Source organism: Variovorax sp. FW305-3-2-15-B-LB1, from assembly GCF_058787635.1.
This window is the reverse complement of record NZ_JBYSZY010000055.1, coordinates 1-20,723: the sequence shown is the minus strand read 5'-3', so window position 1 is coordinate 20,723 and position 20,723 is coordinate 1. Positions and strand designations below refer to the sequence as shown.

The 20,723-nt window shown below is 69.0% G+C and carries 19 protein-coding genes and 1 pseudogene; 7 read left to right on the top strand and 13 right to left on the bottom strand.

Translation table 11 applies throughout. The features are described from left to right. Positions 1-29: 29 nt before the first annotated feature. The 4 genes from AC3WQR_RS25580 to AC3WQR_RS25565 all read right to left on the bottom strand — a co-directional run bounded on the left by AC3WQR_RS25580 (position 30) and on the right by AC3WQR_RS25565 (position 2,375). Complete coding sequence (locus AC3WQR_RS25580) at positions 30-476, bottom strand: universal stress protein (protein WP_492744518.1); 447 nt, start codon at positions 474-476, stop codon at positions 30-32. A gap of 103 nt (positions 477-579) precedes the next feature. Further along, positions 580-1,125 carry an Rrf2 family transcriptional regulator gene (locus tag AC3WQR_RS25575; protein WP_062479961.1) on the bottom strand — a complete coding sequence of 182 codons (546 nt, stop codon included), beginning with the start codon at positions 1,123-1,125 and terminating at the stop codon, positions 580-582. 35 nt (positions 1,126-1,160) lie between these two features. Continuing rightward, the gene (locus AC3WQR_RS25570; RefSeq protein ID WP_492731215.1) at positions 1,161-1,859 is read right to left on the bottom strand and encodes a Bax inhibitor-1/YccA family protein; all 699 of its coding nucleotides are present in this window, start codon (positions 1,857-1,859) and stop codon (positions 1,161-1,163) included. Positions 1,860-2,039: 180 nt separating this feature from the next. After that, a complete protein-coding gene (locus tag AC3WQR_RS25565; protein ID WP_062479977.1) occupies positions 2,040-2,375 on the bottom strand; it encodes a hypothetical protein in 336 nt (111 codons plus the stop codon). Between the two features lie 245 nt (positions 2,376-2,620). Here AC3WQR_RS25565 and ycaC point away from each other — a divergent pair, with 245 nt between their 5' ends. From ycaC to AC3WQR_RS25545, 4 genes and pseudogenes are all read left to right on the top strand, one after another. After that, positions 2,621-3,247, top strand: a complete 627-nt coding sequence (ycaC, locus tag AC3WQR_RS25560) for an isochorismate family cysteine hydrolase YcaC (protein WP_062479957.1) — start codon at positions 2,621-2,623, stop codon at positions 3,245-3,247. 7 nt (positions 3,248-3,254) lie between these two features. Next, a pseudogene (locus AC3WQR_RS25555) lies at positions 3,255-3,940 on the top strand (isochorismatase family protein). Between the two features lie 93 nt (positions 3,941-4,033). Continuing rightward, positions 4,034-4,630 (top strand): NADPH-dependent FMN reductase, encoded by a 597-nt coding sequence (locus tag AC3WQR_RS25550; protein WP_095746578.1) that lies wholly within the window; start codon positions 4,034-4,036, stop codon positions 4,628-4,630. A gap of 97 nt (positions 4,631-4,727) precedes the next feature. Then, a complete protein-coding gene (locus AC3WQR_RS25545) occupies positions 4,728-5,945 on the top strand; it encodes an acyl-CoA dehydrogenase family protein (protein ID WP_492744516.1) in 1,218 nt (405 codons plus the stop codon). 28 nt (positions 5,946-5,973) lie between these two features. On the opposite strand, the gene AC3WQR_RS25540 is transcribed toward AC3WQR_RS25545, so the two are convergent. From AC3WQR_RS25540 to AC3WQR_RS25520, 5 genes are all read right to left on the bottom strand, one after another. Further along, complete coding sequence (locus AC3WQR_RS25540; protein ID WP_492744514.1) at positions 5,974-7,230, bottom strand: Zn-dependent hydrolase; 1,257 nt, start codon at positions 7,228-7,230, stop codon at positions 5,974-5,976. Between the two features lie 18 nt (positions 7,231-7,248). Continuing rightward, entirely contained in the window at positions 7,249-8,688 is a 1,440-nt protein-coding gene (hydA, locus tag AC3WQR_RS25535) for a dihydropyrimidinase (RefSeq protein ID WP_492744512.1), read from the bottom strand. A 26-nt stretch (positions 8,689-8,714) separates the two neighbouring features. Next, entirely contained in the window at positions 8,715-10,220 is a 1,506-nt protein-coding gene (locus AC3WQR_RS25530; protein ID WP_492744510.1) for an NCS1 family nucleobase:cation symporter-1, read from the bottom strand. Positions 10,221-10,348: 128 nt separating this feature from the next. Continuing rightward, positions 10,349-11,659 carry an NAD-dependent dihydropyrimidine dehydrogenase subunit PreA gene (gene preA, locus AC3WQR_RS25525; protein WP_492744508.1) on the bottom strand — a complete coding sequence of 437 codons (1,311 nt, stop codon included), beginning with the start codon at positions 11,657-11,659 and terminating at the stop codon, positions 10,349-10,351. 70 nt (positions 11,660-11,729) lie between these two features. Then, a complete protein-coding gene (locus AC3WQR_RS25520) occupies positions 11,730-13,100 on the bottom strand; it encodes an NAD(P)-dependent oxidoreductase (RefSeq protein WP_492744506.1) in 1,371 nt (456 codons plus the stop codon). 253 nt (positions 13,101-13,353) lie between these two features. Here AC3WQR_RS25520 and AC3WQR_RS25515 point away from each other — a divergent pair, with 253 nt between their 5' ends. Both AC3WQR_RS25515 and AC3WQR_RS25510 read left to right on the top strand, forming a co-directional pair. Continuing rightward, entirely contained in the window at positions 13,354-14,805 is a 1,452-nt protein-coding gene (locus AC3WQR_RS25515; protein ID WP_492744504.1) for an aminotransferase-like domain-containing protein, read from the top strand. After that, positions 14,802-15,539, top strand: a complete 738-nt coding sequence (locus AC3WQR_RS25510; protein WP_492744501.1) for a TetR family transcriptional regulator C-terminal domain-containing protein — start codon at positions 14,802-14,804, stop codon at positions 15,537-15,539. The genes AC3WQR_RS25515 and AC3WQR_RS25510 overlap by 4 nt, the downstream gene beginning before the upstream one ends. Here the strand turns inward: AC3WQR_RS25510 and AC3WQR_RS25505 are convergent. Both AC3WQR_RS25505 and AC3WQR_RS25500 read right to left on the bottom strand, forming a co-directional pair. Continuing rightward, positions 15,536-16,861: a PhzF family phenazine biosynthesis isomerase gene (locus AC3WQR_RS25505; protein WP_492744499.1), complete on the bottom strand. Its 1,326-nt coding sequence runs from the start codon at positions 16,859-16,861 to the stop codon at positions 15,536-15,538. The two genes, AC3WQR_RS25510 and AC3WQR_RS25505, sit on opposite strands and share 4 nt — an antisense overlap. Positions 16,862-16,863: 2 nt before the next feature. After that, a complete protein-coding gene (locus tag AC3WQR_RS25500) occupies positions 16,864-17,850 on the bottom strand; it encodes a Bug family tripartite tricarboxylate transporter substrate binding protein (protein ID WP_492744497.1) in 987 nt (328 codons plus the stop codon). Positions 17,851-17,952: 102 nt separating this feature from the next. Here AC3WQR_RS25500 and AC3WQR_RS25495 point away from each other — a divergent pair, with 102 nt between their 5' ends. Beyond that, the gene (locus tag AC3WQR_RS25495; protein ID WP_492744495.1) at positions 17,953-18,783 is read left to right on the top strand and encodes a helix-turn-helix domain-containing protein; all 831 of its coding nucleotides are present in this window, start codon (positions 17,953-17,955) and stop codon (positions 18,781-18,783) included. A 9-nt stretch (positions 18,784-18,792) separates the two neighbouring features. On the opposite strand, the gene AC3WQR_RS25490 is transcribed toward AC3WQR_RS25495, so the two are convergent. Together AC3WQR_RS25490 and AC3WQR_RS25485 are read right to left on the bottom strand one after the other, a co-directional pair. Next, entirely contained in the window at positions 18,793-19,491 is a 699-nt protein-coding gene (locus AC3WQR_RS25490) for a response regulator (RefSeq protein ID WP_492744493.1), read from the bottom strand. Next, positions 19,488-20,723: ATP-binding protein (locus AC3WQR_RS25485; protein WP_492744491.1), on the bottom strand; the 1,236-nt coding region annotated here is incomplete at its 5' end. The genes AC3WQR_RS25490 and AC3WQR_RS25485, both read right to left, overlap by 4 nt.

The following is a 20,723-nucleotide window of genomic DNA, read 5'->3' as shown; positions in this document are numbered from 1 at the left end:
CCGCGTGCGCGGTGCCGGGTTCGTTCGGTTCAGCGCAGCACCAGCACCGGAATGTGCGAGTGCGTCAGCACGTGCAGCGTCTCGCTGCCCAGCAGCAGCCGTGCGAGGCTGCGGCGCCCGTGCGAGGCCATCACGATCAGGTCGCAGTCCTGGTTCTTGGCGGCGTGGATGATGGCTTCGGCCACCTGGTTCGACTTCATGACCACCGCGTCGGCGCGGCGCACGCCCTTGGCCAGGGCGGTGTCGCGCACCGCATCGGCCAAGCGCTGGGCCGCCTGCTCGACGTGTTTCTGGTTGGCCTCGAAATCCGTCTGGTTCAGCAGCATCGAGCCTTCGAAGTAGCCATAGGGCTGGATGTGCGCGACGTTGACGCTCACCAGCTCGGCGCCGGTCAGCAACGCGAGGTCGATGGCCGCGGCCACCGCCTTGTCCGACAGCGAAGAGCCGTCGGTTGCGACGAGAACACGCTTGTACATGGCAGGCTCCTTGGCCCCCGGCACCGCGGGTGCCCTCACTGCCCAGTCTAGGTCGCGCGGTCCGGTCTTTCAAGGCGCGGCGCAGCGGCCTCGCCGATCGCCGTCAGCTGCTCGTGCTGTGGCGCCGGCCCAGTGCGAACACCGAGTTCGGCGCGTCGACCACGAAGGGCTTGCGCACCGGCGAGCCGACGACGGCTGTCGTGCGGCGCGCGGCCGCGCTGGTGGCGGGCTGCACGCCCTTGGCCTTCTGTTCGTCGACCAGGCTCTGCAGCGAGATCGAGCGCAGGAACTCGACGGCGCGCAGGTTCACGGAGGCCCAGAGGTCGTCGATCTCGCAGCGGCCGGGTTCGTCGGCCGAGCCGGCGGCGCGTGGGCGGATCTTGCTGGCGCCCAGGTCTTCGATGGTGAGCACGATGTCGGCCACCGTGATCTCCGCGGCCTTGCGGCTGAGCGAGTAGCCGCCGCCGGGGCCGCGGGTGGATTCGACCAGCCCGTTGCGGCGCAGCTTGGCGAACAGCAGTTCCAGGTACGAGAGCGAGACCTGCTGGCGCAGGCTGATCGAGGCCAGCGTGACGGGGCCCGAGCGGCCGTGCAGGGCGATGTCGATCATCGCGGTGACCGCGAAGCGGCCCTTGGTGGTGAGGCGCATGGTGTTTCCTTCCTTGCTTGTCGTTCTGTGTGCGCTTACTCGTCGCGGCCGCCGGCGATGCCCAGCAGGGCCAGCAGCGACTGGAACACGTTGTAGAGGCTCAGGTACACGCCCAGCGTGGCCGAGATGTAGTTGGTTTCCAGGCCGTCCTTCACGCGCTTCAGGTCATGCAGGATGAAGGCCGAGAAGATGCCGATGGCAGCGACCGACAGCGTCATCATCAGCGCGCTCGACTGGATGAAGACGTTGGCGATGCCCACCACCAGAAGGCCGATGGCGCCCACGAAGAGCCATTTGCCCATGGCCGAGATGTCGCGCTTGATGACCGTCGAGAGCATGGCCATGCCCAGGAAGATGCCGCCGGTGCCGGCGAAGGCGGTCATGACCAGGCTGGCGCCGTTGGACAGGCCGAGCACGCTGCCGACCAGGCGCGACAGCATCAGACCCATGAAGAAGGTGAAGGCCAGCAGCACGGGCACGCCGGCGGCGGAGTTCTTGGTCTTCTCGATGGCGTACATGAAGCCGAAGGCGCCGCCGAGGAAGACCATGAGGCCGATGCCCGGCGACATGGCGCGCGTGAGGCCGGTGGCCACGCCGAGCCAGGCGCCCAGCACGGTGGGCACCATCGACAGCGCGAGCAGCCAGTAGGTGTTGCGCAGAACGCGGTTGCGTTCCTGGACCGAGGCCAACGGTGCGCCGAAGCTGGAGGGGTAGGCCGATTGGCTGGAGTTCATCGAAAAATCCTGAAAAAGAGGGAAGGCCGGACGGGTCGCATGACACGTGCGGCGGGGCCGTCAGACGGCTGAAAAAGAAGGGGCAGGGGCGTCGCGCTAAACAGGCGACGGGCCGGATCGGATGAGCGCAAACGCCCGGACTGTTTCAGTCCTCAGGCGTTCGCTCGCCGCCGCGCGGCCTCAGGCGGCGAGGAGGGCGTGGGGCCGGGGTGGCCGCTTGGGCCGGTCGAGCAGCGGCGAGAGCACCGAGGTGGAGCCCAGCCGCGGCGGTTGCGCGGAGAGCACCAGCAGGTTGCGTGCGTGGGGACGCGCGTCGACCAGTTCGGCGTGCTCGGAGCCCGCTTCGTCCATGGCGGACGGGTCTTCGGACGATGTCTTGCCGATGTCCTTGTCGCCGCCATCGGCCAGCGAGGCGGCGAGCGTCGCGACGGTCTGGCGTTCGCCGGACGACGACGTCACATGGTGGCCGCCGACCAGCCCGTGCGCGAGCACGGCGAAGCCGTAGCAGGACAGCATGAAAGCGAGGACGGTAGCGGCAAACCAGCGGGACATGTAGGGGTATTTTACCCGCCGCCACGGATCGGCTCCGGCGGGCACGAATTCATCCGACCACGGCGCACGGGTGTTGCCATCGTCCATCGGGTGGAACGCTGCAGGCAAATTTCGCCGACTACCGGACTTTCGGGTGCGCTTTTACGCATGACGGACATGCATCGGGGGCCATTTTTCCCCGGCATTCAACCTCGCAAAGGAAGCCTCTCATGTCCAAGCCTTACACCCGTCTCGACAAGAACGATGTCGCCGTGCTGCTGGTCGACCACCAGACCGGCCTGCTCTCGCTGGTGCGCGACATCGACCCCGACAAGTTCAAGAACAACGTGCTGGCCCTGGCCGACATCGCCAGTTACTTCAAGCTGCCCACGGTGCTGACCACCAGCTTCGAGAACGGCCCCAACGGCCCGCTCGTGCCCGAGCTGAAGGCCCAGTTCCCCGACGCGCCCTACATCCCGCGCCCCGGCCAGATCAACGCCTGGGACAACGAGGACTTCGTCAAGGCCGTGAAGGCCACGGGCAAGAAGCAGCTCCTGATCGCCGGCGTGGTCACCGAGGTCTGCGTGGCCTTCCCGGCGCTGTCGGCGCTGGCCGAGGGCTTCGACGTGTTCGTCGTCACCGATGCGTCGGGCACCTTCAACGACGTGACGCGCCAGGCCGCGTGGGACCGCATGTCGGCCGCCGGCGCGCAGCTGATGTCGTGGTTCGGCGTGGCCTGCGAGCTGCACCGCGACTGGCGCAACGACATCGAGGGCCTGGGCACGCTGTTCTCCAACCACATCCCCGACTACCGCAACCTCATCACCAGCTACACGCAGCTGACCCAAGGAAAGTGAGCACCCCATGACCACGCCGAACACCGTCGCCAACTTCAACGGCGCCAAGCCCGTCATCGACCCCGACGACGCCGTGATGCTGCTCATCGACCACCAGAGCGGCCTGTTCCAGACCGTGAAGGACATGCCGATGACCGAGCTGCGCTCCAACGTCACCACGCTGGCCAAGGTCGCGACGCTGGCGAAGATACCGGTCATCACCACCGCCTCGGTGCCGCAGGGCCCGAACGGCCCGCTGATTCCCGAAGTGCACAAGTACGCGCCGCATGCACAGTACGTGGCGCGCAAGGGCGAGATCAACGCCTGGGACAACCCCGAGTTCGTGGCCGCCGTGAAGGCCACCGGGCGCGGCACGCTGATCATCGCCGGCACCATCACCAGCGTGTGCATGGCCTTCCCGAGCATCGCGGCGGTGCACGAGGGCTACCGCGTGTTCGCGGTGATCGACGCCTCGGGCACGTACTCGAAGATGGCGCAGGAGATCACGCTGGCGCGCTGCAGGCCGGCGTGGTGCCGATCGACACCGCGGGCGTGTGCTCCGAAGTGCAGAAGACCTGGCACCGCGACGACGCCGCGCAATGGGCCGAGGCCTACAGCGCCGTGTTCCCGCCCTACCAGCTGCTGATCGAGAGCTACATGAAGGCGCAGGAGGTCGTGACGAACAGCGAGCAGCTGGATTCGCAGCGCAGCTGATCGCCTCGATGCGACACTGACGAACGCCGCGCCGCACGCGAAACGTGCGGCGCGGCTTTCCTTCTTCTTTCAACGCACGGCAAGGAGCCCCGCATGGACAGTCCCCGCATCCTGATCATTCCCGGCAGCGCCCGCGACGGCTCGCTCAACCGCCGGCTGGCGGCCGTGGCCGCGGCCACCGCGCGCGCGGCGGGCCTGCAGGTGACGGAGATGGACCTGCGCGCGCTGGCGCTGCCCGTGTACGACGGTGACCTCGAAGCCGCCTCGGGCGTGCCGGCCGGCGCGCACGAACTGCGCAGCGCCATCGCGGCGAGCGACGGCGTGCTGATCGTCACGCCCGAGTACAACGGCTTTCCCACGCCGCTGGTCATCAACGCCTTCAGCTGGCTCTCGCGCATTCCGCCGGGCGAGGGCCACGCGGGCGGGCTGGCCGCCACGGCCAACAAGCCGGCCGCGCTGCTGTCGGCCTCGCCCGGGCCGCTGGGCGCGCTGCGCTCGATGAACTTCCTGCGCCAGTACCTGCAGATGGCCTTCGCCATGCTGGTGGCGCCGCAGCAGTTCGCGCTCGGGCGCGCGAACGAGGCCTTCGAGGCCGACGGCACGCTGAAGGACGCGCGCGCCGCGCAGTCTGTGCAGAAGGTGGTGGCGGCGCTGGCCGCGCTCGCGACGGCATTGCCAACCCCGCGCTGATCCACACAAGGCGGCGTTCGTGCTGTCGCGCGAACGACCGTCCCGATCCGCATCGCGACGTATCTTCGACCGCACATTGGAAGAAGGACGAGACGACATGCAATTCGAATTCACGCCCCGGGTGCTCGCGCTGCGCGCCGAGCTGCTCAAGTTCATGGACGAGCACGTCTACCCGAACGAGAAGCGACGCGAGGAAGAGCTGGCCGCCAACGCCCGCGCCGGCCGCCCCTACGCCGAGCTGCCGATGATGGCCGGCCTCAAGGCCAAGGCGCGCGAGCGCGGCCTGTGGAACCTGTTCCTGCCCGAGTCGGAGCACGGCCCGGGCCTGAGCAATGTCGAGTACGCGCCGCTGTGCGAGATCATGGGCCGGCGCTACTGGTGCGCGGAAATCTTCAACTGCTCCGCGCCCGACACCGGCAACATGGAAGTGCTGGCGCGCTACGGCACCAAGGCCCAGCAAGACCGCTGGCTCACGCCGCTGCTGGCCGGCGAGATCCGCTCGTCGTTCGCCATGACCGAGCCCGAGGTGGCATCGAGCGACGCCACCAACATCCGCTGCAGCATCCGCCGCGAAGGTGACGAGTACGTCATCAACGGGCGCAAGTGGTACATCACCGGCGCCATGAACGAGCGCTGCGAGATCTTCGTGCTGATGGGCAAGACCGACCCCGACAACGCCGACCGCCACAAGCAGCAGTCGATGGTGCTCGTGCCCAAGAACACGCCCGGCATCACCATCGTGCGCGACATGCAGCTGCTGGGCATGTACGACCCGCCTTTCGGCCACCCCGAGATCGTGTTCGACAACGTGCGCGTGCCGGTCGAGAACATCCTGCTAGGCGAGGGGCGCGGCTTCGAGATTGCACAAGGCCGCCTCGGCCCCGGACGCATCCACCACTGCATGCGCGCCATCGGCATGGCCGAAGCCGCGCTGGAGATGATGTGCCAGCGCCTCGTGTCGCGCGTGGCCTTCCACAAGCCGCTGTCGGAGCAGGGCGTGTGGCGCGAGCGCATTGCCGAGTCGCGCATGCTGATCGAGCAGTCGCGCTGGATGGTGCTGAACGCGGCCTACCGCATGGACACCGTGGGCAACAAGGTCGCCGCGAAGGAAATCGCGATGATCAAGGTGCTCACGCCCAACAACTGCGTGAAGGTGATCGACTGGGCCATGCAGGCCTTCGGCGCGATGGGCTTGAGCCAGGACACGCTGCTCACGCACTTCTACGCCTACGAGCGCCACCTGCGTGTGGCCGACGGCCCCGACGAGGTGCACCGCAACGCGATCGCGAAGCAGGAGCTGGCGGCGTACCAGTAACGGCAGCGCCGCCGCGAGCGTATGGGCGTCAGTCCACGCGCTTCGCGCGTTCGAGCATGGCGTGCAGAAGTACGTTGCAGCCGGCCGTCAGGTGGTCGGGCTGCGCGTCCTCGATCTCGTTGTGGCTGATGCCGTCCTTGCAGGGCACGAAGATCATGCCGGCCGGTGCGAGCCGCGCGGCATAGATCGCGTCGTGGCCCGCGCCGGACACCACATCCATGGTCGAGTAGCCGAGCCGTTCGGTCGCGCGGCGCACCGCATCCACGCAATCGGGGTGAAACGGGCAGGGCGGAAAGTACGACACGCGCTCGATCGTCACGCCCAACCCGGTCTCGCGCCCCGTGCGTTCGACGAAGGCGAGGATCTCGCCGTGCATGCGGTCAAGCAGTTCGCCGCTCACGTTGCGCAGGTCGACCGAGAACTTCACCTCGCCCGGAATCACGTTGCGGCTGTTCGGGTGCACCTGCACCATGCCGACCGTGCCGCGTCCGTAGGGCGGGTAGCGCAGCCCGATGGCCACCACCTCCTGCATGATCCGCGTCGCCACCTGCAGCGCATCGCGGCGCAGGTGCATCGGCGTGGGGCCTGCGTGCGCCTCCATGCCGGTGACGACGCAGTCGTACCACGAGAGGCCGAGCACCGCCGGCACCACGCCGATGACCTTGTCCGCATCTTCCAGCACCGGTCCCTGTTCGATGTGCGCCTCGAAGTAGGCGCCGATGGGGTGGTCGCCCGGCGTCTGGTCGCCGATGTAGCCGATGCGTTCCAGCTCTTCGCGCACCGTCTTGCCTTCCGTGTCTTTCGCGGCGTAGGCATGCTCGAGGCTGAAGGCGCCGCAGAAGACACCCGAGCCCATCATCACCGGCACGAAGCGCGAGCCTTCCTCGTTGGTCCAGAACGCGACCTCGATGGGCGCTTCGGTGCGAATGCCCTGGTCGTTCAGCGTGCGCACCACCTCCAGTGCCGACAGCACGCCGTAGTTGCCGTCGAACTTGCCGCCGGTGGGCTGCGTGTCGATGTGGCTGCCCGAAACGATGGGCGGCAGCGCGGGGTTGGTGCCTTCGCGGCGCATGAAGACGTTGCCGATCTTGTCGACGGTGATGCTCAGGCCGGCCTCCTTGCCCCACGACACCACGAGGTCGCGGCCTTGCTTGTCGAGGTCGGTCAGCGCCAGCCGCTTGACGCCGCCCTTGGGGGTGGCGCCGATGCGTGCCAGTTCCATCAGCGAGTTCCACAGGCGCTCGCCGTTGATCGTCAGCACCTGCGTGTCCACTGCTGCATTCATGTATGACTCCTTGGGGGTTCAGCGCGCCACGGCCGTGGGCGCGTGCTGCTGCTTGAAGCGTTCGAGTGCGGTGAACATCGGCGCGAAGGGCGGGCGCTTGAGGTAGCGGCCGGTGCCGGGCTCGGCGCGCAGGTCGCCGTTGCGGTAGACCCAGCGGCCGGCGCTCACCGTGTGCCTGGGCACACCCGTCACTTCGCGGCCTTCGAAGATGTTGAAGTCGCTCTTCGAATGCTGCGTCTTCACCGACAGCGTCTTGGTCGCCTTCGGGTCCCACACCACGATGTCGGCATCGGCGCCGGCCTGAATGACGCCCTTGCGCGGGTACAGGTTGAACAGCTGCGCCGCGTTGGTCGAGGTGACGCGCACGAACTCAGAGGGCGTGAGCCGGCCCGCGTTGACACCCGCATCCCACAGCACGGCCATGCGTTCTTCGACGCCGCCGCAGCCGTTGGGAATCTTCGTGAAGTCGTTGCGGCCGGCGGCCTTCTGCTCGGCGCAGAAGGTGCAGTGGTCGGTCGCCGTGGTGTGCAGGTTGCCGCCCTGCAGACCGCGCCACAGCATGGCCTGGTTCTCGCGCGAGCGGAAGGGCGGGCTCATCACGTGGGCGGCAGCGCGCGCAAAGTCGGGGTCGCGGTAGGCGCTCTCGTCGACCACGAGGTGGCCGGCCAGCACTTCGCCGTACACGCGCTGGCCGCGTGCGCGGGCGCGGGTGATGGCGTCGAGCGCTTCACCGCACGACACGTGTACCACGTAGATCGGCACGCCCAGCACGTCGGCGATGGCGATGGCGCGGTTGGCCGCCTCGGCCTCGACCATCGGTGGGCGCGACAGCGGATGGCCCTCGGGTCCGCGAATGCCCTGCGCCAGCAGCTGCTGCTGCAGCATCGCGACCAGCTCGCCGTTCTCCGCATGCACCGTGGGCATGGCGCCGAGTTCCAGCGAGCGCTGGAAGCTCTTCACCAGGATCTCGTCGTCGGCCATGATCGCGTTCTTGTAGGCCATGAAGTGCTTGAAGCTGTTCACGCCGTGCTCGTGCACCAGCGTGCCCATGTCCTTGTGCACGCTGTCGTTCCACCAGGTCACGGCCACGTGAAAGCTGTAGTCGCCGGCGGATTTTTCGGCCCAGCCGCGCCACATGCGAAAGGCGTCCATCAGCGACTGCTGCGGGTCGGGAATCACGAAGTCGATGATGCTGGTGGTGCCGCCGGCCAGGCCGGCCGCCGTGCCGCTGAAGAAGTCGTCGGCCGCCACCGTGCCCATGAAGGGCAGCTGCATGTGGGTGTGCGGGTCGATGCCGCCGGGCATGACATAGGCGCCCCCGGCGTCGATCACCTCGGTGCCGGCCGGCACCTGCAGGTCGGTGCCGACCTGGAGGATCTTGTCCCCCTGGCAGAGCACGTCGGCACGGTGCTCGGCATCGGCGTTGACCACCGTGCCACCGCGAATGAGAACGGTCATGGCGTGGGTTCCTTTTCTGTTTTTTCTCAGCTGGGGTTTTTGAGGGGCGGGGTCATGCCCTGAAGCTGTGGCGCGCGCGCCTTCATCAGCCCCATGTAGACCACGGCCGACAGCACCACGCCGACGAACCAGGCGTAGGTGTAGATCGTCTTGAAGAACTCGGGCATCGACGGCACGGCCGACGGAAAGGCGGCGTTCAGGAAGCCGGGGATGTTCGGCAGCACGCCGACGACGAAGGCGACGATGGCCGCCATGTTCCAGCCGTTGCCGTAGCTGTAGGCGCCGGTCTCGCGGTAGAGCGCCTCGACGTCCAGCTCCTTGCGGCGGATGAGGTAGTAGTCGGCAATCAGGATGCCGGCCACCGGCCCCAGCAGCGCCGAGTAGCCGATGAGCCAGGTGAAGATGTAGCCCTGCGTGGTCTCCAGCACCTTCCACGGCATCATCACGATGGCGATGCCGGCGGTGATGTAGCCGCCCGTGCGGTACGAGATCTTCTTCGGGTTGAGGGCAGAGAAGTCGTAGGCCGGGCCCACCAGGTTGGCCGCCAGGTTCACGCTCACGGTGTCGATCAGCAGGATGATGAGCGCGAGCAGCACCGCGGCGCCGGTCATGCGGCTGGCCAGGTCCACCGGGTCCCACAGCGCCTTGCCGTAGATGACCACCGTGGCCGAGGTGACCATCACGGCCATCATCGCGAGCAGGCCCATGGGCGCGGGCAGGCCGATGACCTGGCCCACCACCTGGTCGCGCTGCGAGCGCGAGAAGCGTGTGAAGTCGGGGATGTTCAGCGCCAGCGTGGCCCAGAAGCCGACCATGGCCGTGAGCGAAGGCCAGAACACCGCCCAGAACATGCCGGCCTTCTTGCCGCCGGCCTCGAACTGCGAAGGCTGGTCGAAGATCGGGCCCAGGCCGCCCGCGCGCTGCACGGCCCAGTAGAGCAGGGCGACGCACACGATGATCTTCAGCGGCGCAGTGTAGGTTTCGAGCCGGCGGATCGATTCGATGCCGTGCACCACGAAGTACAGCTGGATGGCCCAGAAGATCAGGAAGCACACCAGCTGCGCGCCATTGATGCCGAGCATCGGCAGCTTGTCGCCGCCCAGCGGCTGGCCCATGAGCACGCCGACCAGCGTGTAGATCATCTGGCCGCCGAACCATGTCTGGATGCCGTACCAGCCGCAGGCCACGATGGCGCGCAGCAAGGCGGGGAGCCGCGCCCCGCGCGTGCCGAACGAGGCGCGCGCCATCACCGCATACGGAATGCCGTACTTCGCGCCCGCGTGGCCGATGAGCAGCATCGGCACCAGCACGATGGCGTTGCCGAGGAACACGGTCAGCACCGCCTGCCCCCACGACATGCCGCCTTCGATGAGGCTGGCCGCCAGCATGTAGGCGGGGATGCACATCACCATGCCCACCCAGAGCGCGGCGAAGTGGTACCAGCGCCACGTTCGCTGCGCCAGCGTGGTGGGCGCCAGGTCCTCGTTCCAGAGGTTTGCGGCGGGTGCGCCGCCGTGCTGTGGGGTCGTCATGTGGGTTTTCTCCTGCACGTGTGTCGTGCTTCTGGCCGTGTGGTCGTTCCCCTCCCGCCGCCGCCCGGTCTGCGCCGGGCTTGGTCATTCACTTGCTCACTCACTCACTCGCTTGTTCGATATCCCGTTCAGGCGGGGCTGCCGGTGCGCATCGGGTTGTTGGGGTGCGTGGTCCAGTTGGCGTAGTGGCCCACCACCGGGTGGCCGGTGCGCGCATCCGTCTCGCCGGCCTTCAGCGTGCGCATCGACAGCGCGCCGGGCACCGGGCAGATCGACACGCACAGGTTGCAGCCCACGCACTCTTCTTCCTTCACTTCGAAGAAGCGCATGCCGTCTTTCGTGGCGCTGATGGCCTGGTGCGAGGTGTCTTCGCACACCACGTGGCAGCGGCCGCACTGGATGCACAGGTCCTGGTGAATCACCGCCTTGTCGACGTGGTTCAGGTTGAGCTGCTGCCAGTCGGTGATGCTGCCGACCGCACGGCCGCGCAGTTGTTCCAGGTTGGCGTAGCCCTTCTGGTCCATGAAGTTGGAGAGGCCGTCGCACAGGTCCTGCACGATCTTGAAGCCGTAGACCATGGCGGCGGTGCACACCTGCACCGAGCCGCTGCCCAGCGCGATGAACTCGGCGGCGTCGCGCCAGGTCGAGACGCCGCCGATGCCGGAGATGGGCAGGCCGGCCGTTTGCGGGTCGCGCGCGATCTCGGCCACCATGTGCAGCGCGATCGGCTTGGCGCCGGGGCCGCAGTAGCCGCCGTGCGAGCCCTTGCCGTCGGTGTGCGGAAACATCGCCATCGCGTCCAGGTCCACGCCCATGATCGAGTTGATGGTGTTGATGAGGCTCACCGCATCGGCGCCGCCCTTCTTTGCAGCACGCGCGGCGGGGCGGATGTCGGCCACGTTGGGCGTGAGCTTCACGATCACCGGCAGCTTCGAGTAGTGCTTGCACCATTCGGTCACCATCTGGATGTACTCGGGCACCTGGCCCACGGCCGCGCCCATGCCGCGTTCGCTCATGCCGTGCGGGCAGCCGAAGTTCAGTTCGATGCCGTCGCAGCCGGTGTCCTCGACCATGGGCAGGATGTTCTTCCAGGCCTCTTCGGTGCAGGGCACCATGATCGACGCCACCAGCGCGCGGTCGGGCCAGTTGCGCTTGACGCGCGTCATCTCTTCGAGGTTGGTGCGCAGCGGGCGGTCGGAGATCAGCTCGATGTTGTTGAAGCCCGTCACGCGGCGGTCGGCCGCATACGACACGGCATAGCGCGGGCCGTGCACGTTGACCACGTTCGGGTCTTCGCCCACGGTCTTCCAGACCACGCCGCCCCAGCCGGCCTCGAAGGCGCGGACCACGTTGATCTCCTTGTCGGTCGGCGGCGCCGAGGCCAACCAGAAGGGGTTGGGGCTGCGGATGCCCACGAAGTCGATGCTCAGGTCTGCCATGTGAATTGCTCCTGTCGCGGCAAGGCGCGCACGGATGGAATGAGAGGAGAGGAAGGTCGGTGCGGTCGCGTCAGGCCGCGCGCAGGTGGCGGTCGATGGACAGCGCGGCCTGCTTGCCGTCTTCCACCGCCTCGACCGTGAGGTCGCGCCCGCCGAAGCGCGCGTCGCCGCCGGCCCAGACCTTCGGGCGCGAGCTGCGGCACTCGGCGTCGGTGCTGATGCGCCCGCCCTGCAGCTGCACGCCGCTGTCTTCCAGCGCGGTCGCGACAAAGCTCTGGCCGATGGCGCACAGCACCATGTCGGCCTGCAATGCGAGCGCTTCGCCGGTCTCGACCAGCTTGCCGTCGACCAGCGCGGTGCGCGCGAAGTCGATGCCCCGCAGCACGCCGCCCTTGGCGCGCAGGGCCTTGGGCGCGGCCCAGTGGATGATGCGCACGCCGTTCTCCTTGGCCCAGCTCTGCTCGTCGACCGAGGCGCCCATGGCCTCGGCGCCGCGCCGGTAGACGATGCTCACGTCTTCCGCGCCCAGCTTGCGCGACTGCACGGCCGCGTCCACGGCGGTCATGCCGCCGCCGATCACCACCACGTGCCGGCCAATGGCCACATCGGCCGGCGACGCGGCCTGGCGCAGTTCGGCGATGAAGTCCACCGCGTCGCGCACGCCGCTCTGCTCGCCCAGGCCCAGCGTGTTCACGCCCGCCAGGCCCAGGCCGAGGAACACCGCGTCGTAGCCGGCGGCGAGCGCGTCCAGGTGCAGGTCGCGGCCCAGTGCCTGGTTGTTGCGCACCTCGATGCCGCCGACCGACAGCAGCCACTCGATCTCGCGTTGCGCGAAGTCGTTCACCGTCTTGTAGCTCGCCAGGCCGTACTCGTTCAGGCCGCCCAGCTTGGGGCGCGCGTCGAACAGCGTCACCTGGTGGCCCAGCACCGCGAGGCGGTGGGCGCAGGCCAGGCCGGCCGGGCCCGCACCGACGACGGCAATGCGCTTGCCCGTGTCGGCCGCGCGCACGAACAGCGGCGCGCCGGGCGCGTCGAAGAAGGCATCGGTCGCATGGCGCTGCAGCAGGCCGATCTCGACCGGCTTGCTCTCGTTGCTGTTGCGCACGCAGGCCTGCTCGCACAGCACCTCGGTCGGGCACACGCGGGCGCACATGCCGCCCAGCGGGTTCTCTTCGAGGATGGTGCGCGCGGCGCCGCGCAGGTTGCCGTCGGCGATGCGGCGGATGAAGGTCGGGATGTCGATGCCCGTGGGGCAGGCCGTCTGGCAGGGCGCGTCGAAACAGTAGTAGCAGCGCTCGGCCTCGATGTTGGCCTGCACCACGTTCAGCGGCGGGTGGGCGTCGCAGAAATTCTTGGCGTACTGCGCGGGGTCGAGACGGCCGGCGCGCACATCGGAGGCAATGTGCGCGCTGGGCGCGACGGGATTCATCGTGCTGCTCATGGGCTTTCAAGCTCCAGGTCGTGGTGGGGTAACCGTGTGCGACATGAGAGATCGAGCCCTCATGAAGTTTGACCAAGTGGTCGAATGTCGCGATGATTCAGCAAACGAGGGGTGCCGCCCATACACAGTTGGCGCGGCGCACGAGAAAGTGTTTGCCGCTGCCGACCATGCTGTTTGGTGCACTCCCCAGCACAGTTGCCCAGGGCAAACCCTGTCCAGACAGGCCGCATGCGTTTCTCAAGGAGACCCGGTGATGCAGAGTTCAAGCAACGCGTCGGCGCTGCGCCAGCCGGCGCCCGCCGGTGCCGGTTGGATGCAGGGCCTGATGGGCGACATGGACGAAGCCGCGCCCGGCCTCGGGCTGGCACAGCGCCTCGTGGTGGGGGTCGAGCTGCGCGTCATCGACGGGCGCCTGGCGCCAGGCACCAAGATGCCTTCGGTGCGCGCGCTGGCCGGCAAGCTGGGCATCAGCACCTTCACCGTCACCGAGTCGTACAGCGCCTTGCGCGCGCGCTCGGTGCTGGCCTCGCGGCCGGGCAGTGGTTACTACGTGCTGCACCGGCCTTCGCGCGTGGCAACCGACGACGCCGATGCGGTGCCGCGCATGACCGACACCGCCACGGCCCACGACCGCCCGCCACCCCCCGAATACCGGGGCGACGACCTGGTGCGCGAAGCCATGCGTCGCGTGGCGCGCTCGGCCCCCGAATGGGACAGCGGCACGCGACATGGTTTCGGCCTGCCGCGCCTGCGCGAACTGATCGCCGCGCGCCATCGCGCCGAATTGCCCGCACTGGGCCCGCAGCAGGTCATGACGGCAGCGGGCAGCCTGGGCGCCACGATGTGTTTGCTGCAGGCCTGGACCGAGCCCGGCGACGCGGTGCTGGTCGAGTCGCCCGCACCGCGCCAGCTGCGCAGCCTGATCCGCACGCTGGGCCGTCGCATGCTCGAAGTGCCACGGCGCGGCGGCTGCCTCGACATCGCCGCGCTCGACAGCCATGCCGCGATGTTGCCTGCAGCAAGCCGCCAGCGCCTGCTGTTCCTGTCGACGGCAGTTTCCAATCCGCTGGGCGTGTGCATGAGCCCGCAGGGCGCGCACCAGGCGCTGCAGGCGGCCGAGCGGCACGACCTGCGCGTGATCGAGCTCGACACCTGGCGCGGGCTCTCGCCGTTGCAGGCGCCCAGCCTTGCCGCGATGGACGGGCTGCAGCGCGTGGCGCAGGTCGGTGGCGTGTCGACCACGCTCTCGGCCAAGCTGCGGCTTGCACATGTGCTGCTGCCGCAGCATTGGGTCGAGGATGCGGCCTTGCGCTGCCTGCACACCACGCTCGGCCCGAGCGAGTTCGAAGAGCGCGTGGCCTGCGAGGTGCTGGCCGATGCCGGCTATCCGCGCTTCCTGCAGAAGCTCAACACCGCGCTGAAGATCGCCGGCGAGCGCACGCTGTCGCTGTTGACCGGCGCGGGCCTGCAGGCGCTGTGCGTGCCCGATGGCGGTCCCTTTCTCTGCGCAGGCTGGCCGCCCGGCTGTGAGCCTCGTCCATCGAGCGATGCGGTGCTGCAGGAGGCGCGCAAGCAGGGCCTGCCGCTCGCGGCCGCGACCGATTTCGGCGACATGCCGCAGCCCTTTGCCTGGTATCGCTTCAACGTCGCGCACTGCGGCGACGAGCGACTGGTGCGCTTTCTGGCGCGGATGAAGAACCCATGAGTGCTGCGCCCCCCCTGCGAACTGCGGTGCGTCCTCCCGCCGTGAAGCGCCAGGCCCGCCGCCAGAACCTCGAGAGCGCCATCCTTGCGGTGGCGCAGGAGCGATTCGCGCTGCACGGCTACGGCGGCGTGTCGGTCGACGACATCGCGGCCGACGCGGGCATCTCCAAGCAGAGCCTGCTGTACTACTTCCCCTCGAAGAAGGCGCTGTACAGCCGCGTGTTCAACGACGTGCTCGACTCGTGGCTGTCGAACCTCAACAGCCTGGCCGACGCCGACCTCGACCCGCATGCCGCGCTGGAGCGCTACGTCACGCAGAAGCTGCAGTTCTCGTACGACCACCCCTCGGGCTCGCGGCTGTTCGCGCAGGAAATCATTTCGCAGGCGCCGCAATGCGCCGACGACATCGAGGCCAAGCTGGTACCGGCCTTCCGCGCCGAAGCGGCCGTGCTGAACCGCTGGATGGCGAACGGCGACGTGGCGCCGCTGCCCGTGCCGCACCTGCTGTTCACGCTGTGGGCCATGACGCAGACCTACGCCGACTTCGCCTGGCAGATGCGCATGCTGCTGGGTAAGCAGGCGCTGGAGCCGGCCGACTTCGACCTGGCCCGCGAGACCATCCTGCGGATGCTCGAAGGCGCGCTGGGGCTGAGGCGGCCCGCCACCTCGGCGGTGGTGACGAGCGGGCACGCCGCGCTGCCTCCCGTGGAAAAAGCCGGGAAGAAGCGAGCCTAGTCGCGCGTCTCGAGCACCATCGACACCTCGACCACGCCGCCGCGAGGCAGCGACGCGACGCCCACGGTGGTGCGAACCGGCAGGGCGGCATCGGGGAAGATCTGTTGCAGGGCCGCCGAGGCCGCGTCCATCACCTGGGCGTGGTCCTGGAAGTCGCCGCAAGTCTGGAGGTAGCCGTTCAGTGCCACGACGCGAACGACGCGCGAGAGGCTGCCGAGCTCGTCCTGTGCTGCGCGCAGCAGGGCGCCGACAGCCGCCACTGCGGCCCACTGGCCGCGCGGCACATCGTCGGGGCCGTCGAGCCGGCCTGTGATCACCTGGCCGTTCTCGCGCGCCACCACGCCGCTCGTGTGCAGCAGACTGCCGGCCCTCGCGAATGTGGCGTAAGTACCCGATGGCTTGGCCCGCGCCACTTCAGGTGGGCACAGCTGGCCGAGCAAGAAATCTTCGGGTTGCGCATCGCAGGCCTCGCCGCCGACCCAGCAGCCTTCCTGCGCGTTCGCATCCGATGGCAATCCCACGTGGATCGCGGAGGGCGAACCCATTGCTTCTCCCTGCCGCACGGTCACTGACAGCGCCTCGTGGCCGACCAGCCCAAGGCGGCGCAGGCCCCAGGCCAGCGCGGCGGCGGCGATGCCCGTGGCGGCGTCTTCCGGGTAGCCGGAAGATTTCGGAAATTGCCGTGCGCTGACCGTGTCGGTCTCGTCCCGTGACATGGCATAGGGATACAGCCCGGTGGACCTGAGACGTTCGCACAGCGATTCGACGCGCGCGAAGTCGACGCGCAAGGCGTGCAGCTGCGCGGTGTCGGTCAGGCGAACCAGCGTCTTGACCCGGCTGGTGGCGGCGTTGAGCACCGGCCCCACGATCTGCCCGACCTCGATGCCCAGGCACTGCGCGATGTCTTCGACCAGCCGCTGTTGCGTCACCTCTTCCACCGTGGCGCGCGGCTGGCTGATCTGCACCGTGCCATCGACGCGCCGGCCCGTGACGGTGCCGCTGAGCGTTTCGATCGCGACGGGCGCACCGTCCCATTCGCCGCGCCGGTGCAGCAGCCACAGCGCGCCGACCGTGGCGTGGCCGCACATTTCCATCTCGTGCTTGGGCACGAAGTAACGCATGCGCAGCCGGTGCGCCGGTGTCGTCGGCTTCAGCACGAAGACGGACTCATGGCCGCTGAGCCGGGTGTGCGCCTGCATCTGTGCGGTGGAGAGCGCGTCGGCATCGAGCCAGACGGGCGCGGGGTTGCCGCCGACGGATGGATCGGGGCCGACGAACACGCGGATGTTCCGGCAACCGGGCGCAGAAAAAATCGCAGCCATCGTCAATCAGCCCTCGCGTTGACCGAGCGCGCAATGCCGCCCCAGAGCTTGATGTCGCCGCGGATCTGCTCCTCGAACACCTCGGGCCGCACGCTCCACGGCGTCACGCCCTTGGCCAGCATGTCGGTGCGCAGGGCCGGGTCTTTCATCGCGGTGTCGAGCGCGGCGCGCAGGCGCTGCACCACCGGCTGCGGCGTGGCGGCCGGTGCCATCAGGCCATACCAGAGCTGCGGCTTGAAGTCCTTGATGCCGGCTGCCTCGAAAGTCGGCAGGTCGGCGAAACCCGCCGACGGTTCACTGATGGCCAGCGCCCGCATGCGGCCGCCGCGCACCTGCGCCAGCAGCGCGGGCGGGTTGTCGAACAGCGCCTGGATCTGGCCTGCCATCAGGTCGGCCTGCGCCGGCGCGGCACCGCGGTAGGGCACGTGCGTCATCTCGATGCCGGTGCGCTGCTTGAACAGTTCGCCCGCCAGGTGGCTCAGGCTGCCGTTGCCGATGCTGCCGTAGTTGAGCGCCTGCGGGTTGGCCTTGGCGTAGCCGACGAAGTCCTTCACCGTGCGCGCCGCCAGCGCGGGCGTGACCACCAGCACGAAAGGCGTGGTGCCGATGGTGCCGATCGGCACCAGGCCCTTGAGGGGGTCGTACGGGAGCTTGGGGTACACCGCATCGGCCGAGGCGATGGTGGTCGTGGTGCTGGCCACCAGCGTGTAGCCGTCGGGGTTCGCCTTCGCGCCGAAGCCCGTGCCCACGGTGCCGCCTGCGCCCGAGCGGTTGTCGATGATGACCGACACACCGAGCGCAGCCTGCAGCCGCAGCTGCACCGAACGGAAGATCACGTCCGTTCCGCCGCCGGCGGGGAAGGGTACGATGATGGTGATCGGCTTCACCGGGTAGGCCGGATCGGAGGCCGGCCACGAGGCGGTCGGCCCGTACAGGGCACCGGCGGCGGCCAGGCCCAGGAGCGCGCGGCGCAGAGGTTGAGTAGTCATGGGGTCTTCTTGCAGGAGTGGTCCTTCCGATTCTGTGGAGCGCGCGCCAACGCGTGCGCCCGATTGCGACATGCGCGGCTTCGAATGCGACAAGGAATGGCCATGCCACTGACTTCCAGCCACCCGCCGCCCCGCCAATCGCTGTTCGTCGAACGGCTGTCTCACCAGGCGACGATGGTCGCCAACACCCGCGACCACTACGCCACCGACGCGCACGTGCACGATTGCGACATGCTGTTCGTGCCCATCGCAGGCCGCTTCAGCGTGGGCGATGCGCAGGGCGAGGCGCAGCGCCTCGGGCCCGGCCACTTCGTCTGGTTCGCGGCGGGCAACGCGCATTCGACGACCACGCTCACCGCCGGCCAGAGCCATGTCGCGGTCTACGTCGACCCGGCGCTGTGGGCCACGGCCTTGCAGGCGCAGGGCGTCGTGCGGCCCCCGCAAGGCATGCGCGCGGGCAGCACCGCGCTGGGCGCCTTGTCGCAGCGGATGTTCGAATCGACCCGTGCCGGCGACAGCGAGAACTACGTGCTGTGCGGCGCGCTCGTGATGGAGGCCGCGCGCCTGAGCGCCAACCCGTTGTCGGAGGGCGACGCCTCGCCGGCATTGTGGGTGGCCGAGCTGCTGGCCGAAACGATGCTGCGCGATCTGGCGCAGCCCCTGTCGCTCGACGCCTTTGCCCAGCAGCACCGGCTGTCGCGCCGGCAGGTGGAGCGGATCTTCCGCGCGAAGCACGGCATCTCGCCGCTGGAGTTCCTGCAGCGCCAGCGCATCGAACGGGCCGTGTACCTGTTGCAGACCACGCGGGACTCGGTGCTGTCCATCGCGCTGCAGGTCGGCTGGGAGTCGGCGTCCTATCTTTCGCGGATGCTGGAGAAGACCTGGGCGAAGACGGCGACGCAAATTCGCGCGGCAGCCCCTCGACAAAACTAGCCTGGTCGCTCAGGCCGGCGGCGGCGCTTCCCACGCGAAGCCCACGCCATACACCGACCGAATCCAGTCGTGCGCGGGCGTCACCGCGCCGAGCTTGCGGCGCAGGTTCTTCACGTGGCTGTCGATGGCGCGTTCGGTCACGTCCACCGTGTCGTCGTAGGCCAGCTCCAGCAGCCGGGCGCGCGAGAAGATGCGGCCCGGGTGCCGCGACAGCACCTGCAGCAGCCCGAACTCGCGGCGCGTGAGGTTCAGCGGCGTGCCGTCGAGCGAGGCGCGCCAGTGCACGTCGTCAAGCACGAGGCCCGGTGCGTCGCCCGGCGCGCCGGGCGCCGCCAAGGCCGGTGCCGGCGCAGTGCGACGCAGCACCGCGTGCACGCGTGCCACCAGCTCGCGCGGCGAGAAGGGCTTGCACACGTAGTCGTCGGCGCCCAGCTCCAGGCCCAGCAGGCGGTCGACCTCCTCGATGCGCGCGGTGAGCATGATGATCGGATGCGCCGTGTGCTCCCGCGCGCGGCGCAGCACCTCGATGCCATCGAGGCGCGGCAGCATGATGTCGAGCAGAGTGAGGTCGGGCGGTGCGGCGACGATGCGTTCGAGCGCGCTCTGCCCGTCGGCGAAATGCTCGGTGTCGTAGCCCGCGTGGCGCAGGTAGTCCTGCACCACGGAGGCGATGTCGAGTTCGTCCTCGACGATCACGATGCGTGTCATGCGGAAGCCGCCAGCGGAAGGGTGATCGTCATGCGCAGCCCGCCCAGCGGCGAAGGCGCCGCCTCGATGCTGCCGCCGTGCGCCTCGAGGGTCGCGCGGCAGATCGACAGGCCCAGGCCCGAGCCGCCCAGCGCGCGGCTGCGCGAGGTTTCGCCGCGGAACAGGCGGTCGAAGAGGCGCGGAATCTCTTCCTCGGGCACGCCCGGTGCGCTGTCGTCGAACGCCAGCGTGAGGCAATTGCCGGTCCATGCGCCTTCGACGCTCACGCCGATGCGCAGCTGGCCGCCGGCGTCGGTGTAGGCCAGCGTGTTCTCCAGCAGGTTCATGAAGACCTGGTGCAGCCGGTGCGCGTCGCCGTCGATCACCGGCTGGGCCGAGGCGGCGATGCGATCGAGGGCGTCGCGGTCGAGCGCGATGCCGCGCTGCGCGAAGCGGTCGCGCGCGTGGTCGAGCGCTTCTTTCAGCAGCGACAGCGGGTACACCGGCGCCTTCAGCAGGTCGCTCTGGGGCTCGCGCATGCTGCTGCGCAGGTCGTCGACGAGCTGGCCGAGGCGGATCACCTGCCGGTGCATGCGCAGCGCGGTGCGTTCGTCGAAGCTGCGCACGCCGTCCTGCAGCGCCTCGATCTCCGCGCGCATGGCGGCCAGCGGTGTGCGCAGCTCGTGCGCCGCGTCGGCCAACCAGGCACGGCGCGAGGCCTCGGCCGTGTCCAGGCGCTGCGCCATGTCGTTGAAGGTCTTGCCCAGCAGCGCGAGCTCGTCCGAGCCGTGGACCGCGACGCGCGTCGAGAGCCGCCCGCGCGCCACATCCTGCGCGGCCTGCGTGAGCGCGTCGATCGGCTGGAACCAGCGCCGCGCCAGCAGCCACGACAGCACCAGCGCAAAGGCCAGGCCGCACAGCCCGGTGAGCGCGATCACGCCGGACTGCCGGGCGAGAAAGGCGCGGTCGGCCTCGCTCTCCAGGCCCTGCATCGGCGCGAGCGCGAGGTAGCCGACGACGGTGCGCCCGTGGCGGATCGGCCGGCGCGCGGCGTTCTCCGGGTCGATGGTCGCGCCGACCACGAGCGCGCCGTGGGCATCGAGCACGGCGAGGCGGCGAAAGATCGAGTCGGGCGGGCCGGCCAGGCCGGGGAAGAAGCCCGGGGGCGGCATCAGGAAGCGCCGGGGCAGCAGGTCGAGCTGCGGCGGCGGGGGCGAGGCGGTGGGCGAGAGCCCGCTGGACGGTTCCGCCGG

What these genes read in the sequence shown, in the direction of transcription:
- AC3WQR_RS25495 (WP_492744495.1), top strand. Translation starts at nt 17,953, where the DNA reads ATGCCACTGACTTCCAGCCACCCGCCGCCCCGCCAATCGCTGTTCGTC.
- AC3WQR_RS25510 (WP_492744501.1), top strand. Translation starts at nt 14,802, where the DNA reads ATGAGTGCTGCGCCCCCCCTGCGAACTGCGGTGCGTCCTCCCGCCGTG.
- AC3WQR_RS25565 (WP_062479977.1), bottom strand. Translation starts at nt 2,375, where the DNA reads ATGCTGTCCTGCTACGGCTTCGCCGTGCTCGCGCACGGGCTGGTCGGC.
- ycaC (WP_062479957.1), top strand. Translation starts at nt 2,621, where the DNA reads ATGTCCAAGCCTTACACCCGTCTCGACAAGAACGATGTCGCCGTGCTG.
- AC3WQR_RS25530 (WP_492744510.1), bottom strand. Translation starts at nt 10,220, where the DNA reads ATGACGACCCCACAGCACGGCGGCGCACCCGCCGCAAACCTCTGGAAC.
- preA (WP_492744508.1), bottom strand. Translation starts at nt 11,659, where the DNA reads ATGGCAGACCTGAGCATCGACTTCGTGGGCATCCGCAGCCCCAACCCC.
- AC3WQR_RS25515 (WP_492744504.1), top strand. Translation starts at nt 13,354, where the DNA reads ATGCAGAGTTCAAGCAACGCGTCGGCGCTGCGCCAGCCGGCGCCCGCC.
- AC3WQR_RS25500 (WP_492744497.1), bottom strand. Translation starts at nt 17,850, where the DNA reads ATGACTACTCAACCTCTGCGCCGCGCGCTCCTGGGCCTGGCCGCCGCC.
- AC3WQR_RS25545 (WP_492744516.1), top strand. Translation starts at nt 4,728, where the DNA reads ATGCAATTCGAATTCACGCCCCGGGTGCTCGCGCTGCGCGCCGAGCTG.
- AC3WQR_RS25520 (WP_492744506.1), bottom strand. Translation starts at nt 13,100, where the DNA reads ATGAGCAGCACGATGAATCCCGTCGCGCCCAGCGCGCACATTGCCTCC.
- AC3WQR_RS25490 (WP_492744493.1), bottom strand. Translation starts at nt 19,491, where the DNA reads ATGACACGCATCGTGATCGTCGAGGACGAACTCGACATCGCCTCCGTG.
- AC3WQR_RS25540 (WP_492744514.1), bottom strand. Translation starts at nt 7,230, where the DNA reads ATGAATGCAGCAGTGGACACGCAGGTGCTGACGATCAACGGCGAGCGC.
- hydA (WP_492744512.1), bottom strand. Translation starts at nt 8,688, where the DNA reads ATGACCGTTCTCATTCGCGGTGGCACGGTGGTCAACGCCGATGCCGAG.
- AC3WQR_RS25550 (WP_095746578.1), top strand. Translation starts at nt 4,034, where the DNA reads ATGGACAGTCCCCGCATCCTGATCATTCCCGGCAGCGCCCGCGACGGC.
- AC3WQR_RS25575 (WP_062479961.1), bottom strand. Translation starts at nt 1,125, where the DNA reads ATGCGCCTCACCACCAAGGGCCGCTTCGCGGTCACCGCGATGATCGAC.
- AC3WQR_RS25570 (WP_492731215.1), bottom strand. Translation starts at nt 1,859, where the DNA reads ATGAACTCCAGCCAATCGGCCTACCCCTCCAGCTTCGGCGCACCGTTG.
- AC3WQR_RS25580 (WP_492744518.1), bottom strand. Translation starts at nt 476, where the DNA reads ATGTACAAGCGTGTTCTCGTCGCAACCGACGGCTCTTCGCTGTCGGAC.
- AC3WQR_RS25505 (WP_492744499.1), bottom strand. Translation starts at nt 16,861, where the DNA reads ATGGCTGCGATTTTTTCTGCGCCCGGTTGCCGGAACATCCGCGTGTTC.